Raw genomic sequence first — 13,744 nt, forward strand, 5'->3', positions numbered from 1 at the left:
CCTGGCTCGCACGTGGAGGAGGCCCGGTCAGCCTGAATGGCGGCCGAGGCTCAAGCAATAGTCATTGAAGGGGATATCATGACGTTGAAGCATCAAGTTGGTCGACTTTTTCTCACGACGGCAATGGTCGCAATCATCGGCAGCAACGCCGCTTATGCGCAGGAAAGCACGCAGGAAGAGACCCGGCCGCAGACCGAACGTTTCAACGGCACGTCCGATCAGAACACGCAGGATATCATCGTCACGGGCCGCGCGTCTTCCGCGAACGGCGTGACCAACACGACGCCGGGCGGCGGCCTGATGGCGGTGCAGACCGGCACGAAGCTCCGCAGCACGATCACGCGCGACTATATCGACAAGCTGGCCGGCACCACCACCGCCTTCGCCGCGATCAAGAGCCTGCCGGGCGTCGTGGTCGGTTCGGGTGACCCGTTCGGGACGAGCACGAACCTGTCGATCCGCGGCCTCAGCCAGACGTCGCTGGGCTTCAACTTCGAAGGCATGCCGATCGGCGACCAGCTTTCGTATAGCGCTTTCCCGAGCGAGTGGGCGGATTCGGAGAACATCGGCCTGATCAACCTGACGCGCGGTTCGACCGACATCACCGCGCCGGTGTATAACTCGGTCGGCGCGCTGATGCAGGAAGAGCTGCGCGCGCCCGCGCGGCAGGCCGGCGGCTATGCCTCATTCGCGTTCGGCAACCACAACCTCAACCGCCAGTTCCTCCGTCTTGAGACGGGCGAAATCGGCTCCAGCGGCATTCGCGGCTTCGTTTCCGGATCGCGCACCTACAATTCCAGCTGGCGTGGCCCGGGCCGCACCGAGCGCCATCACATCGACAGCAAGTTCGTGAAGGACTGGGGCCAGGACAGCTATGTCTCGCTCGTCGCCACCTACAACGAGGAAAAGTCGGATCGCTCGCGCAATCCCACGATGGCGCAGTGGAAAGCCGATGGCCGGAATTTCAACTTCGATCCGACCTACACGCCCGGCAACGCCAATTACTATCGGCTCCGCGTGGCTGACCGGCAGAGCCTCTATGTCAGCGCGCCGTCGAACATCCGCCTGACCGATCACCTCGAACTGGCCGTTACGCCTTATTACCTTTACACCCACGGCATCATCAACGGCGCGAGCAACCTCGGCCTGGTGACCGCCTTTCAGGGCAGCGTGCCGGCCGGCCCGTTGCAGGCGCCGGGCGCGGCGCCGGGCGCGACCACCGCGACGGTGATGAACGTCGATCGCTATGACCAGAAGACGATCGGCCAGAACAGCTATTTGAAGTGGGATTTCGGCTCCAGCCAGATCCGTGCAGGTTACTGGTATTCGCACTTCGTCCATGACGAGCGCTCGGCCTATCAGGTGGCGGACGCCAACGGCCGCGTCACCGATCCCTATGGCAACAAGGGCTCGGTGCTGACCAACAGCGGCGAGATCCTGCGCGGCTTCGCCTCGCACATCACGCAAAACGTCCACGGCCTGTATGCGGACATCACCTCCAAGGCGATGGACGACAAGCTGCTGATCAACGCCGGCTTCAAATATGTGTGGGTCGATCGCGTCGGGACCAGCCCGCTGGTCGGCACCGCGATGCATGTCACCAGCGTCAGCCGCAAGCCGCTGCCGCAGGCGTCGATCCGCTACAGCTTCGACGACAAGAATCAGGTGTTCGCGGACGTGACGACCGCGTTCCGCGCGCCGTCGGCCGTGTCTTCCTATGCCAACATCTATTCGGTCGCGACCGGCAAGCCTTCGAGCACGCCGTCGGGCAACTTCAAGCCCGAATATTCGATCGGCGAGGAAATCGGCTTCCGCCATCACGGCGATGTCGTTCACTTCACGATCGCGGCGTTCAACTACGATCTGCGTGACCGGCTGGTGCAGGGCAGCCAGATCGTCGACGGGACGAGCGTGGGCTTCGCCGTCAACGTGGGCAAGCAGAACGCGCGCGGCGTCGAATTCGAAATCGGCCTCGTGCCGTTCCATGGGTTCAGCCCGTATTTCTCGGCGCAATATCTCGATGCGAGCACCAAGGACGATTATCCGGTGCGTGGCCAGTATCTGCCCACCTCCGGCAAGAAGGCGGTGCTCAGCCCCGAGTTCATCGCATCGGGCGGCATCAGCTATGATAACGGCAGCTTCTTCGCGTCGATCGACGGCAATTATGTCGGCAAGCAATTCTCGACGTTCATGAATGACGAGATCCTGCCGGCGTTCCTGACCGGCAACCTCAGCGCGGGCTATCGTTTCTCGAACGTCGCCTTCCTGAAGAAGCCGCAGATGCAGTTCAATCTCACCAACTTCACCGACAAGAAGTATCTGTCGGGCATGCAGGGGGTAACGTCGAACGCACTGCCGACCGTCAGCCGCACCGGCGCGACGGTGCCCGGTTCGGCGCCGACCTATCTGATCGGCGGTGGCATCGGGGCCACCTTCTCGATCAGCTCCGCATTCTGATGAAGTGCCGCTGCCGGCGATAAGCCGGCAGCGGCATTTTTCGATCGGATCGAGACAAAAACGCTGCACCACGAAGGCGCGCACCCTGAATATCGCATAAGTCGAAGGGACAATTTGCCATGCAACGTCGTTCTTTTCTGAAATCGGCATCCGCCATCGCGCTGACCTCGTTCGCGGCCAGTGCGGCGGGTGCGAAGGGGCTGATCCCCGTGTTCAAGCGCTCGCCGCGCATCGCCGTCGGCGGCATCGCGTCGGAATGCAGCACCTACAGCCGCATCCGCGCGAAGATGGCCGACATCCACGTGCTTCGTGGTGAAGAGATCATCGAGAACGACCGGTTCTCGTTCCTGAAGCGCTATGAGGTGGATTTCCTGCCGACGCTGGTCGCCAATGCCGGCTCGGGCGGCCCGATGGACCATCAGGCGTATGAAACGCTGAAGGCCGAATATCTCCAGCGCCTTACGGCGCTGCTGCCGCTGGATGGCGTATATTGCGCGATGCATGGCGCGCTGTTCGTCGAAGGCCTGCAGGATGCCGAAGGCGACTGGTATGAAGCGACGCGCAAGGTCGTCGGCCCGGATTGCCTGATTTCCGCGAGCTACGATCTGCACGGCAACATCAGCCAGCGCATCGTCGACAACCTCGATTGCATCACCGCTTATCGCACCGCGCCGCACGTCGATCGCGTGGAAAACACGATGCGCGCAACGGACATGCTGACGCATTGCCTGCGCTACGGCATCCGCCCCTATATCACCTGGGCCACGATCCCCGTTCTGCTCGCGGGCGAGCAGAGCAGCACCGAATGGCAGCCGGGCCGCCGCCTGTGGTCCGATCTCAGCGAGTTCAACCGTCAGCCGGGCATCCTCGATGTGTCGCAGCTCGTTGGCTATGTCTGGGCGGATGAGCCGCGTTCGGCCGCTTCGGTGGTGGTGACGGGCACGGCGCCGGCCATGCAGGCGCAGATCGCGACCGAGCTGGCGCAACGTTATTGGGATGCGCGCCGCGAGTTCAAATTCGGCAGCCCCACCGGCACGACCGAGGAGTGTATCGCACAGGCGATGGCCTCCAAGACCCATCCGGTCGTTATCTCCGATTCCGGCGACAACCCCGGCGGCGGCGGCAACGCCGATCAGACCAATTTCCTGCAAGCGCTGATGAAGGCGGGCGCGACCAGCGTGCTGCTGGGCGGCATGACCGATCGTCCGGCCACCGATGCCTGTTACAAGGCCGGGGTAGGGGCGACGATCCCGCTGTCGATCGGTGCGACGCTCGATCCGATCCAGAGCCACCCGGTGAAGGTCAACGCCACGGTCAAATATCTGTCCAAGGTGAGCAAGCCAGAGGATGGCGAGGCGGTGGTCGAGTTCAACGGCATCACCGTCACGCTCTCCGCGCGTCGCCGGGCGTATCACGCCGCCGAAGCGTTCCAGGTTCTTGGGCTGGAGCCGACCGCGTTCAAGATCGTGGTGCTCAAGTGCGGCTATCTCAATCCGACGATGAAGCCGCTGGCGAACCCGCATCTGATGGCATTGTCGCCGGGCGCGATCGATCAGGACATCCCGAATATCGAGAACAAGAACCGTGTTCCGAGCTTCCCGTGGGTGCAAAATCTGACCTACACGCCAAAGCCCTATCTCTCGAAGCGCGCGGCGCAGGCGAAAAAGACGGCCTGATAAGGGGGAGTGAGCCTTCCCCGGCTCGGCGGACACGCCGAGTCAGCCGACATGCGTAGCTCGGCCTGTTCGGGTGAGATACCCGAACGGGCCGAGCGTATGCGGAAGCGGCGACGATCGCCGTCGGCCTGTCCGAACGGCGGCCACCACCGATTTCCCTTCCCCCGGTCGAGGGGCCAGCCAACCGCGCCGCGCAAATCCTGTCGGCACAAATCGGCTGTTATCATCGGCACCTGGGTGGGGAAAAATTGGCCGGTCGGCTGAGCGTCGGCCCCGGCCAGTTCGTGAGACTATTCCGCAAATGGCTCCGACGGCGGCTCCGAACGCGCGTATTCAGCGGGCGGAGCGTTGCTCATGCCGAATTTCCTCCGCAGGCCCGAATCCGATCATCAACGCGCTTGAGCCAAAGTTGCATTGCGATCGACCCGCCATTCGATCAGACTTCACCGCATTCGGGAGCGAAGCACCGTTGTCGGGCGAGGAATGCGCATGAAGTTCAGCGACTATGCAGAGCATGATGCAGTCGGCCTCGCCGGGTTGATCCGGCGCGGTGAGGTGTCACCGCTCGAGGCTGTGGACGCGGCGATCGCGGGGATCGAGCAACTCGACGGACGGATCAATGCAGTCATCCATCGCGCATTCGACGAAGCGCGGGCGGCGGCTGCGGGGCCGCTTCCGGACGGTCCGTTCATGGGCGTTCCTTTTCTGGTGAAGGATCTGCTGTTGCAGGTCGCTGGCTGGCCGCGCACTTCGGGCAGCCGCTATGCCGCCAACGCTGGTTTTACCGACAAGGAGGATAGCGGGCTGATGCGCCGCTATCGCGCCAGCGGCGTTGTTACCCTGGGAAAGACCAATCTGTCGGAATTCGGCATAGCCGGTACTACCGAAACCGCATTGTTCGGCCCGTGCCGTAATCCGTGGAACCCTGAGCATATCGTCGGTGGATCGTCCGGGGGCGCCGCAGCGGCGGTGGCGTCCGGCATGGTGCCGCTGGCGCATGGTGGCGACGGCCTCGGCTCGATCCGGATTCCGGCCTCCTGCTGCGGCCTCGTCGGGCTGAAAGTGACGCGTGACCGCAATCCGGACCTGCCCGACGGCTATGATTTCGCGCAGGGGAATGTCGTCGAGCATGTCATCACACGCACCGTGCGCGATACCGCGACGATGCTCGACGCGACGGGTATCCCGGAGCCGGCGTCGCCCTATCCGGCGCCGCCCAAGGAGCGGCCCTATGCGGACGAAGTGGGGCGCGATCCGGGGCGGTTGCGTATCGCCTGGTCGGGGTTCACGCCGCTTGGCCGCGCGATCCACCCCGATGTGCAGGCGGTGCTCGAAAATACCGCGCGGCTGCTCGACCATTTGGGTCATCATGTGGAGGAACGCGCGCTCGGCGCGAACACGCTGGGCGACTATATCGCCAACCTGCCGCTCGCCGGGGCGAACTTCGCCGCCGGCATGAAGCGGATGATCGAGGCGATCGGGCGCGAGCCGGAACCGCACGAACTGGAGCCGCTGACCTGGGCGTCGCTCACCGCCTCGCGCGCGGTGTCGGGGGCCGATGCGCTGTACAGCGCACAGGAGCGCCGGATGCGCGCGCGCGAAATGCTGCGCTTCTTCGAGGATTGGGATGTGTTCCTCTGCCCGGTGATGGGAACCCCGCCGCCGAAGATCGGCCATCTCGATCCCGTCGCGGTGCCGGCCGACGAAATCCAGCGCCGCAACGGGGAGATTTATCCGTTCCCGGCGCCATTCAATTTCACCGGCCAGCCCTCGATCTCGCTTCCGCTTGGCCAGTCGAGCGACGGGCTGCCGATCGGCATGATGTTCTCCGCGCGCTATGCGGATGAAGCCACGCTGATCCGCCTCGCAACTCAGCTCGAACAGGCGCTGCCGTGGAAGGACAGGCGGCCGCCTGTCCGGGCGTAGTCGCGGCGCGGCAAGGGCTTTGCGGAAAGGCCGCTCCAGCCTTTGGGCGCGCCGATTTGTTCCGGCTCGATCGGCTCAATAGGGGACGGGACGGGTCGCTCGTTGCGCGCGGGCGGCTTCGGTCCACCACGCAAGGTCATCCGCGAAGCGCGGGAAGGAGCGGGCAAGCGCGGCGCCACCATCACCAATCGGCTGAGCCTCGGCGTCGAGCGTATGGCTTATGCTGGCGACCGCGACAGAGCTGGAGATCACCACCATGCCCATTTCGGAAAGCGTGCCATGCCAGGCGAGCCCGGCCCGCACCCCCGAAAAGCGGCCGGCCGAATAGCTCGCCACCGCCGCCGGTCGCCAGAACCATTCCTCCAGGAAATGATCGGTCAGGTTCTTCAGCCCCGGCTGAATGCCCCAATTATATTCGCCGGTGACAAAGACGAAGGCATCTGCGGCGCGGATCTTGTTGGCGAGTTCCTCAAGCTCGGCAGGTGCCTCACCGGCGGCATATTCCTTGTACATACGGTCCAGCATCGGCAGGTTGATCGCCTTGGCATCGATCAGTTCGACATCGGCACCGCGCTCGGCGAAGCCGCGGACGAGGTAATTCGCCAGCCGGATGCCCTGACGATCTGTACGGTATGATCCGTAGAAGACGAGAATGCGATCGGCCATCGTGTCCCTTAAGCAAAGAAGTGCGGCACGGATCGTGCCCCGCCTTGTCGATCGTATCGTCGGCCCACCATAAACGCGAGCGATTGGCGCTGATCCCGTCGATTGATGCTCGCTATTCGGTGTGGACAGTCGAGCCAGGATCGGGTTTCCTGATCCACGCGAGATGAGGCCGTCATGCGGCACGGCATCAGGGTCCAAGCAAGGGAGGCTTCTATCCCCTCCGGTCGGCTATTAGAGGACGGGCGATGACAACGCTTCTCCTGGCGGGTGCGACGGGCATGGTCGGCGCGGAAGCGTTGAAGCTATTATTGGCGGATGCGCGCGTGACGCGGATTATCGCACCCACGCGGCGGGCGCTCCAGCCGCATGCGAAGCTGCTGAACCCGATCGCGAACGCGGGGAACCTGCCGCACGACGCCGATTGGTGGTCCGCCGATGGCGCGATCTGTGCGCTGGGCACGACGCGTGCGCAGGCGGGATCGGCCGCAGCCTTTCGCGCGATCGATTATGACTATGCCCTCGCCATCGCGACGCTGGTCCGCAGCGGGGGCGCGAAGTCTTTCGCCCTGACCTCTGCCATGGGCGCGGATGCGCGTTCGCGCTTTCTCTATCCGCGCACGAAGGGCGAGCTTGAGGATGCGATCGAGCGCCTCGGCTTCCCATCGCTGACGATCGTGCGACCGGGTTTCCTTGGCGGAGAGCGCAGCGAGCATCGGCCATTGGAGCGGATCATGGGCCCGCTGTTGCGCATCGCAGCCCCGATCTTGCCTGCCGGTGCCCACATCAGCCCTGCGACGACGGTTGCGGCTTTGCTGGTCGACGCGGTTCTTCAGGGCCAGTCTGGCAGACGCGTCATCACTTCCACGGACATCGCGCTCATTGCGGAAGGCCGTCGCTAAATGGCAGGCAACTCGTATTACGAGGGGCCTGTTACCGACCATTTCGATGGCGTTCGTTTCTTCAATCCCGGTGAGCCGGAAACAGACCGGACGCTGGGGGACATAATCCGCTGGAAACGCGCGGTGCCCGACAATCCGTGGCCCCGCTCGGTCGCCGCGACGCCGGTTGTGCCGGATGCGCGCGTCGAGGGGCTGCGCGTAACGATGATCGGGCACGCCACGCTGCTGATCCAGATCGCGGGTCTCAACCTGCTGACCGATCCGGTCTGGTCGGATCGCGCGAGCCCGCTCGCCTTCGCCGGGCCCCGTCGCGTCGTGACGCCGGGCGTGAGGATCGAGGATCTCCCGCCCATCCACGCGATCCTGCTGTCGCACAATCATTACGACCATCTCGACATCGCGACGCTGCGGGCGCTGCACGAACGACACGCGCCGCTGATCGTCACGCCGCTCGGCAATGACGCGATCGTGCGTCGCCACGTCCCCTCCGCCCGGACCGAGGCGGGCGACTGGGGCGACCAGTTCGAGATCGCGCCGGGCGCACACGTGCATATCGTTCCCGCCAACCATTGGTCGTCACGCGGCATTCGCGATCGGCGTATGGCCTTGTGGGGCGGCTTCATGGTGCAGGCGGGGGGAAGGCTCGTCTATTTCGCGGGCGATACGGGCTATGGCACGGGCAATATTTTCCGCGCGATGCGCAAACGCTTCGGCCCCGTCGATCTCGCGCTGATCCCGATCGGCGCTTATGATCCACGCTGGTTCATGGCGGCGCAGCACGCCGATCCTGAAGATGCGATCCAGATCATGCGCGATCTCGATGCGCGCGCGGCTGTGGGCATTCACTGGGGCACGTTCAAGCTGACGGACGAGCCGCGAGATGATCCCGCGCTGCGTCTCGCCGCCGGGCTTGCGGCGCAGGGCATCGAACCAAGCTCCTTTGTCGCGTTGCAAGCGGCGGAAATAGCCGAATTTGGCTGACTGACATGAACAAACCCGCATGATATTCGTCGGCCGATGTTCGACCGGGTTGATCGAGGCGATCGGCCCGAGATCGACACGCTGCGAGATATAAAGGCGGGAGGATGGCGATCGACCGACCTTTGCGCACCGGGTTGACCCTGCTTCTCCTTTCGCTTGCCGCTTATGGGATCGTTAGCGCGCCGGGATTGGCAGAACGGCTAGGGGTGAGTGCGGGCGGCATCGCGTTGCTGGGCGCATGGAGCGCACTCGTCATCTGGGTGCTGTTCACCACATTGCGCAAACCTAAACATTGGGAATGGTTGATTTTTGCGGGCTTTGCCCTGGCGTTGAGGGTGGGAAGCGCCGCGCTTGCCGATGGCCGGAGCTCGCCGGGCGATCCGCACTGGTATCTGGTGATCGCCGGTAACCTGCTCAGCGGACGCGGGTTGACCATGTTCGAGCCCTATATGGGCAGCCAGACCTACGCCCTGTTTCCCCCGGCCTATGCATTGTTGCTCGCCGGTTGGGGCGCGGTGGCAGGGTTTTCCACCGCGTCGCTGACGATCCTCTCAACCTTGATCGACATGGCGGCGGCCGGCGTCATCCTGTTGCTCGCCAACGCCCTTGACGCGCGCCGGGCCGGGGTGGCGGCCGCCTGCCTCTACCTGATCTGGCCCGCGCAATTGCTCGACGCGCCGCTCGCGCAGAAAGAAAGCCTGGCAAGCCTGTTCGTGTTGCTGCTTGCCTATGGCTGGACGGTTGCCGAACCGAAAATGCGATCCCACGCAATAGCCATTGGCGCTTGCACCGCCCTTCTGGCGCTGACGCAACCTGGCGAGACATTGATCGGTGGTCTGTTCGCGCTTGTCCAACTGCCCCGCCTGGGGCTGCGGCGATTGCTGGCGATCGGGTTGCCGGCGCTGGGCGCGGCGGCACTCGTCATGCTGCCGTGGTGGGTGCGCAATTATATGATATTCGGCCAGTTCGTGCCGCTGACCAGTACAAGCGGATACAGCCTGTGGATCGGCAATAACCCGAACGCCACCGGCAATTGGGAGGAGCCGCCCGCCGCATTATACGGCCTGCCCGAACTGGCTTACGGCCGTGCGGCTGCCGGGCTGGCCTGGAAGTGGATCGAGGCGCATCCGGCGGACTTCGCCCATATCACGATCGCCAAATTCCTGCGCGCCTGCGCAATATCCGATGCCGGTATCCTCCGGCTGGCGGTGATGCGGCCGCCGATCAGCGCTACGATCGGCGCACTGTTATTCCCGCTTTCCTATGGCGCGCATTTGCTCATGCTCGGTGCCGGGGCGATGGCGCTGCAATTGCGGGGCAATGCGGCAATGCGCGCGATATCCCTGATGGTCGCGGCCTGCATGGCGCAATTGATATTGTTCGGCGTCTGGTTCGAATTCGGCGAACGTCACCGGGCTTTCCTGACACCGTTCGTGCTGCTTGCGATTGCCCAAGGGGTGGTTGTCGCGCACTCACGCCGATCGGTCACCTCCGCTCGCGGCGCCGTATCTTTCTAGGAAAGAGATCTTCCGCGTGGCAAAGCATTGAGCGATCACTGCCGCCGCAGTTCTCGCGTTCGCGTATAATCGATTGAATGACTGAAATTGGTTGCTGTGCGAAGTTCCACCGCACCGGCGTGGGAAGATCAGTCGTTATATCGATGCCGGATGGATCATCGAAGGAGACTGCGATGATGACGGACATGGCCGAAGAAGTCGAATTGAAACTCGAATTGACGCCAGAGGTTGCCAACGCTGTGGAAGCCGCCGGGCTGTTCTCCGGCGAGCCGCAGATCGTCCGGCAATACGCCGTTTATTTCGACACGCCCGACCATGCTTTGTTCGGCGCAGGGCTGTCGCTGCGCATTCGTCGCAACGGCGATGTGCGGGTGCAGACGATCAAAGTTGACGGTGGTGCCGCCGCCGGCCTGTTCGTCCGCTCGGAGTGGGAGCGCGAGGTGGAGGGCGATACGCCGATCGTCGATGACACGACGCCAATCCCCGCGCTGATCGGCGAAAAGGTCGCCGACATCGCGCCCCTGTTCGCCGTTGAGAACGAGCGCCGGCTCTGGAACGGTGACGGTATCGAAATTGCGCTCGATCGCGGGCGGGTGATCGCCGGTGAGCGCGAGGCGCCGTTCAGCGAAGTGGAACTGGAGCAGAAGGGGGGCGATGCTTCCGCGCTGTTCGCCCTCGCGCGCCGGATCGACGCGGTGGCGCCAGTGAATCTTGGCGTGTTGAGCAAGGCGGAGCGTGGCTATCGTCTGCTGCTGGCCACGCCGTCCGCTAGCAAGGCGCCTCCGGTCGCGCTGATGCCGGCAATGACGGCCGAAGCGTCGTTCCAGATGATCGCTCGCGCCTGTTTGCGCCATTTCCGGCTTAATGCGCCGCTGATACGGGCTCATCAGGATGCTGGGCTGCACCAGGCGCGCATCGCGTTGCGACAATTGCGCTCGGCCCTGTCGATCCACAAGCCGATGTTGACCGACGGTCGGGCGCATGCGCTGAACGAGGAACTCCGCTGGCTGGCCGGGGAATTGGGCCACGCGCGCGATCTGGATGTGTTGATCAAACGCGCAGGCCACGGGCCGCCGCTGGAGCGACTGCGCGACGCCCGCGCGCATGCCTATATGAATGCGATATCGGCGCTGGAATCGGATCGCGGCCGCGCGGTCGTGCTCGATGTCGCCGAATGGATTACGATCGGGGGCTGGCTGTCGCGTTCGGATAATCGCGATGTCCGTGATCTGCCCGCTCGCGAGTTCGCGGGCAGCGCGCTCGATCGGTTTCGCCGCAAGCTCAAGAAGAGCGGTCGAAATCTGGATGGGTTGGACGACGAAGCCCGGCATGATGTCCGCAAAGCTGCCAAGACGCTGCGTTACGCGGCCGATTTCTTTGCCGCGCTCTATCGGCACAAGCGCGAGCGACGGCGGCACGCGCGATTTATCTCTCGACTGGCGTCGCTTCAGGAGGAATTGGGCGTCTTGAACGATCTCGTCAGTGCTCCCGGCATTCTGCATGATCTGGGGCTTGCGGACGATCCCCATGCTGCGAAGTTGCTGGGCACCGGGCAGAAGGACGATCTTCTGAAAGCGGCGGCGGATGCGTATGACGCGTTGGTCGACGCCAAGCGATTCTGGCGTTGACCGTGACCGGACACACGGGCCTGTCGTCCTCTTGCGCATTTCATGAAGCGGGGGGAACTGCCTCCCAATAAGGCGGGTCGCCAAAAGCCTGGCGCAGCCAGTCGACGAGCACCGTCACCTTCGCCGATGCGCCGCGATTGGAAGGGTAAGCGACATAGAGTTCTGCGCCTTCCGCTTCGGCACCGATATCGAATTGTATGAGGCGCCCGTCCGCCAGTTCCTGATGAACGAAAAAGCTTGGCAGGAGCGCGATGCCGATGCCGGCCAACGCCGCGTCGCGCATCACCAGCCCGTTGTTGACCCGCAACGCGGCGTGCGGGCGAACCACTGTGGAGCCCTTTTCGGTCAGGAAACGCCAGTCGCTGTCGCGATTGGCATAAAGCACCGCGCGGGCCCGTTCGAGATCGTCTAGCGACGTGGGTTCGCCGTGTATCGCGAGATAGGCTGGCGACGCGACCAGCAAGCGCCGACTGACGCACAGTCGCCGCGCGATCAGGCGATTGTCGCGGATCGGCCCATGGCGGATCACCGCGTCATAGCCATCCGCCGCCACATCGATGAAGCGATCGTCGAGATCGAGGTTGAGGTCCACGCCCGGATATGCGGCGAGGAACGAACAGAGCGCCCGCCCAAGATGCAAAACGCCGAACCCGACCGGACCCGCGATGCGCAGCGGCCCGGATAGCGTGCCACGCCGCTCCGACAATTGCGCCGCCGCTTCCTCGATCTCGCGCGTGATCGTCCGTGCGTGCGTGAGAAAGGCCTGCCCATCCTCGGTCAGCGAGAGTTTGCGGGTAGTGCGTTGTACCAGCCGGGCGCCGAGGATGCGCTCCAGCTCGGCAAGCCGCTCACTGACAACCGACTTGGCGAGGCCCATGCGCCGCGCGGCCTCGCTGATCGATCCCGCATCCGTCACCGCGACGAACGCGGCTACGCCTTCGAGCTTCATCATCGTTCGGTATTCCCGAAAATCGCTTCCAGCTTTCGCCGGCTAGTGGGGACGATGCGCCTGCGCCATCTTCCTGTCCAGAACGCGGCCGTTGCTGCGTGCAAACAGGGAAGCATCCGATGTTTCGCAAACTCTCCGGCATCGCGCTGATGCTGTTGCCGTTACCGGTTGTCGCGCAGGTCCAGCCATTCCCCGCGAGCTTCCATGTCGAGGAGGTGCCGACCAACGGCACCACGCTCCATGTGCGGATCGGGGGCAGGGGCCCGGCGGTAGTGTTGCTCCACGGTTATGGCGAGACAGGCGACATGTGGGCGCCGCTCGCCGCCGATCTGGCGCGCGATCACACGGTTATCGTTCCCGATTTGCGCGGGCTTGGTTTGTCCGCGCGGCCGGCCGGCGGGTATGACAAGAAAACGCAGGGACGCGACATCGCCGGTTTGCTCGACGCGGTGCACGTAAAGCGGGCCGATCTCGTCACCCATGATATCGGCAATATGGTCGGCTACGCCTTTGCCGCACAGTATCGCGCACGGGTCACCCGGTTCGTGCCGATGGACGCGCCGCTGCCCGGCGTGGGCCCGTGGGAGGAAATCCTGAAGAACCCGCTGCTCTGGCATTTCCGCTTCGGCGGCCCTGACATGGAGCGATTGGTGGCCGGGCGCGAGCGCATCTACCTCGACCGCTTCTGGAACGAATTTTCCGCGACGCCGGCGAAATTCAGCGAGGCCTCACGCGAGCATTACGCCGCGCTCTATGCATTGCCCGGCGCGATGCATGCCGGCTTCGCCCAATTCGCGGCGTTTGATCAGGATGCGATCGATGATAAGGCGTTCCTCGCGGAAGGCAAGCTGGCCATGCCGGTGCTGGCGATCGGCGGCGCGAAATCGTTCGGCCCGACGATGGCGACCGTGATGCGTGCCGCGGCGAGCAATGTCGAAGAGGCTGTGGTGCCCGATTCCGGCCATTGGCTGATGGAAGAGCAGCCGGCTTACACGGTCACGCTGGTGCGCAAGTTCCTAGACGGCGGTAATTGAGCGAGCGGCAA

At 64.0% G+C, this 13,744-nt stretch carries 10 protein-coding genes; 8 read left to right on the forward strand and 2 right to left on the reverse strand.

Annotated features, from left to right (window positions below):
- Positions 1 to 123 precede the first annotated feature (123 nt).
- From P0Y64_12060 to P0Y64_12070, 3 genes are all read left to right on the forward strand, one after another.
- Positions 124 to 2,457: a TonB-dependent receptor gene (locus tag P0Y64_12060; protein ID WEK42125.1), complete on the forward strand. Its 2,334-nt coding sequence runs from the start codon at positions 124 to 126 to the stop codon at positions 2,455 to 2,457.
- Positions 2,458 to 2,576: 119 nt separating this feature from the next.
- Entirely contained in the window at positions 2,577 to 4,133 is a 1,557-nt protein-coding gene (locus P0Y64_12065; protein ID WEK42126.1) for a M81 family metallopeptidase, read from the forward strand.
- A gap of 489 nt (positions 4,134 to 4,622) precedes the next feature.
- Positions 4,623 to 6,059 (forward strand): amidase family protein, encoded by a 1,437-nt coding sequence (locus tag P0Y64_12070; GenBank protein WEK42127.1) that lies wholly within the window; start codon positions 4,623 to 4,625, stop codon positions 6,057 to 6,059.
- Positions 6,060 to 6,134: 75 nt separating this feature from the next.
- On the opposite strand, the gene P0Y64_12075 is transcribed toward P0Y64_12070, so the two are convergent.
- Positions 6,135 to 6,725 carry an NAD(P)H-dependent oxidoreductase gene (locus P0Y64_12075; GenBank protein ID WEK42128.1) on the reverse strand — a complete coding sequence of 197 codons (591 nt, stop codon included), beginning with the start codon at positions 6,723 to 6,725 and terminating at the stop codon, positions 6,135 to 6,137.
- A gap of 245 nt (positions 6,726 to 6,970) precedes the next feature.
- On the opposite strand from P0Y64_12075, the gene P0Y64_12080 reads away from it, so the two are divergent.
- The 4 genes from P0Y64_12080 (at position 6,971) to P0Y64_12095 (ending at position 11,750) form a co-directional block, all read left to right on the forward strand.
- The gene (locus P0Y64_12080) at positions 6,971 to 7,624 is read left to right on the forward strand and encodes an NAD-dependent dehydratase (protein ID WEK42129.1); all 654 of its coding nucleotides are present in this window, start codon (positions 6,971 to 6,973) and stop codon (positions 7,622 to 7,624) included.
- Positions 7,625 to 8,605 carry an MBL fold metallo-hydrolase gene (locus P0Y64_12085; GenBank protein WEK42130.1) on the forward strand — a complete coding sequence of 327 codons (981 nt, stop codon included), beginning with the start codon at positions 7,625 to 7,627 and terminating at the stop codon, positions 8,603 to 8,605.
- 104 nt (positions 8,606 to 8,709) lie between these two features.
- Positions 8,710 to 10,122: a glycosyltransferase gene (locus tag P0Y64_12090; GenBank protein ID WEK42131.1), complete on the forward strand. Its 1,413-nt coding sequence runs from the start codon at positions 8,710 to 8,712 to the stop codon at positions 10,120 to 10,122.
- A gap of 173 nt (positions 10,123 to 10,295) precedes the next feature.
- On the forward strand, positions 10,296 to 11,750 hold the full coding sequence (locus P0Y64_12095) for a CHAD domain-containing protein (GenBank protein ID WEK42132.1): 1,455 nt from the start codon (positions 10,296 to 10,298) through the stop codon (positions 11,748 to 11,750).
- Positions 11,751 to 11,790: 40 nt separating this feature from the next.
- Here P0Y64_12095 and P0Y64_12100 read toward each other — a convergent pair whose 3' ends face one another.
- Positions 11,791 to 12,702 carry a LysR family transcriptional regulator gene (locus P0Y64_12100; GenBank protein ID WEK42133.1) on the reverse strand — a complete coding sequence of 304 codons (912 nt, stop codon included), beginning with the start codon at positions 12,700 to 12,702 and terminating at the stop codon, positions 11,791 to 11,793.
- A gap of 116 nt (positions 12,703 to 12,818) precedes the next feature.
- Between P0Y64_12100 and P0Y64_12105 the strand changes: the two genes are divergently transcribed.
- On the forward strand, positions 12,819 to 13,733 hold the full coding sequence (locus tag P0Y64_12105; protein ID WEK42134.1) for an alpha/beta hydrolase: 915 nt from the start codon (positions 12,819 to 12,821) through the stop codon (positions 13,731 to 13,733).
- Positions 13,734 to 13,744: the final 11 nt, after the last annotated feature.

It is taken from the genome of Candidatus Sphingomonas colombiensis (assembly GCA_029202845.1).
GTDB lineage: Bacteria > Pseudomonadota > Alphaproteobacteria > Sphingomonadales > Sphingomonadaceae > Sphingomonas > Sphingomonas colombiensis.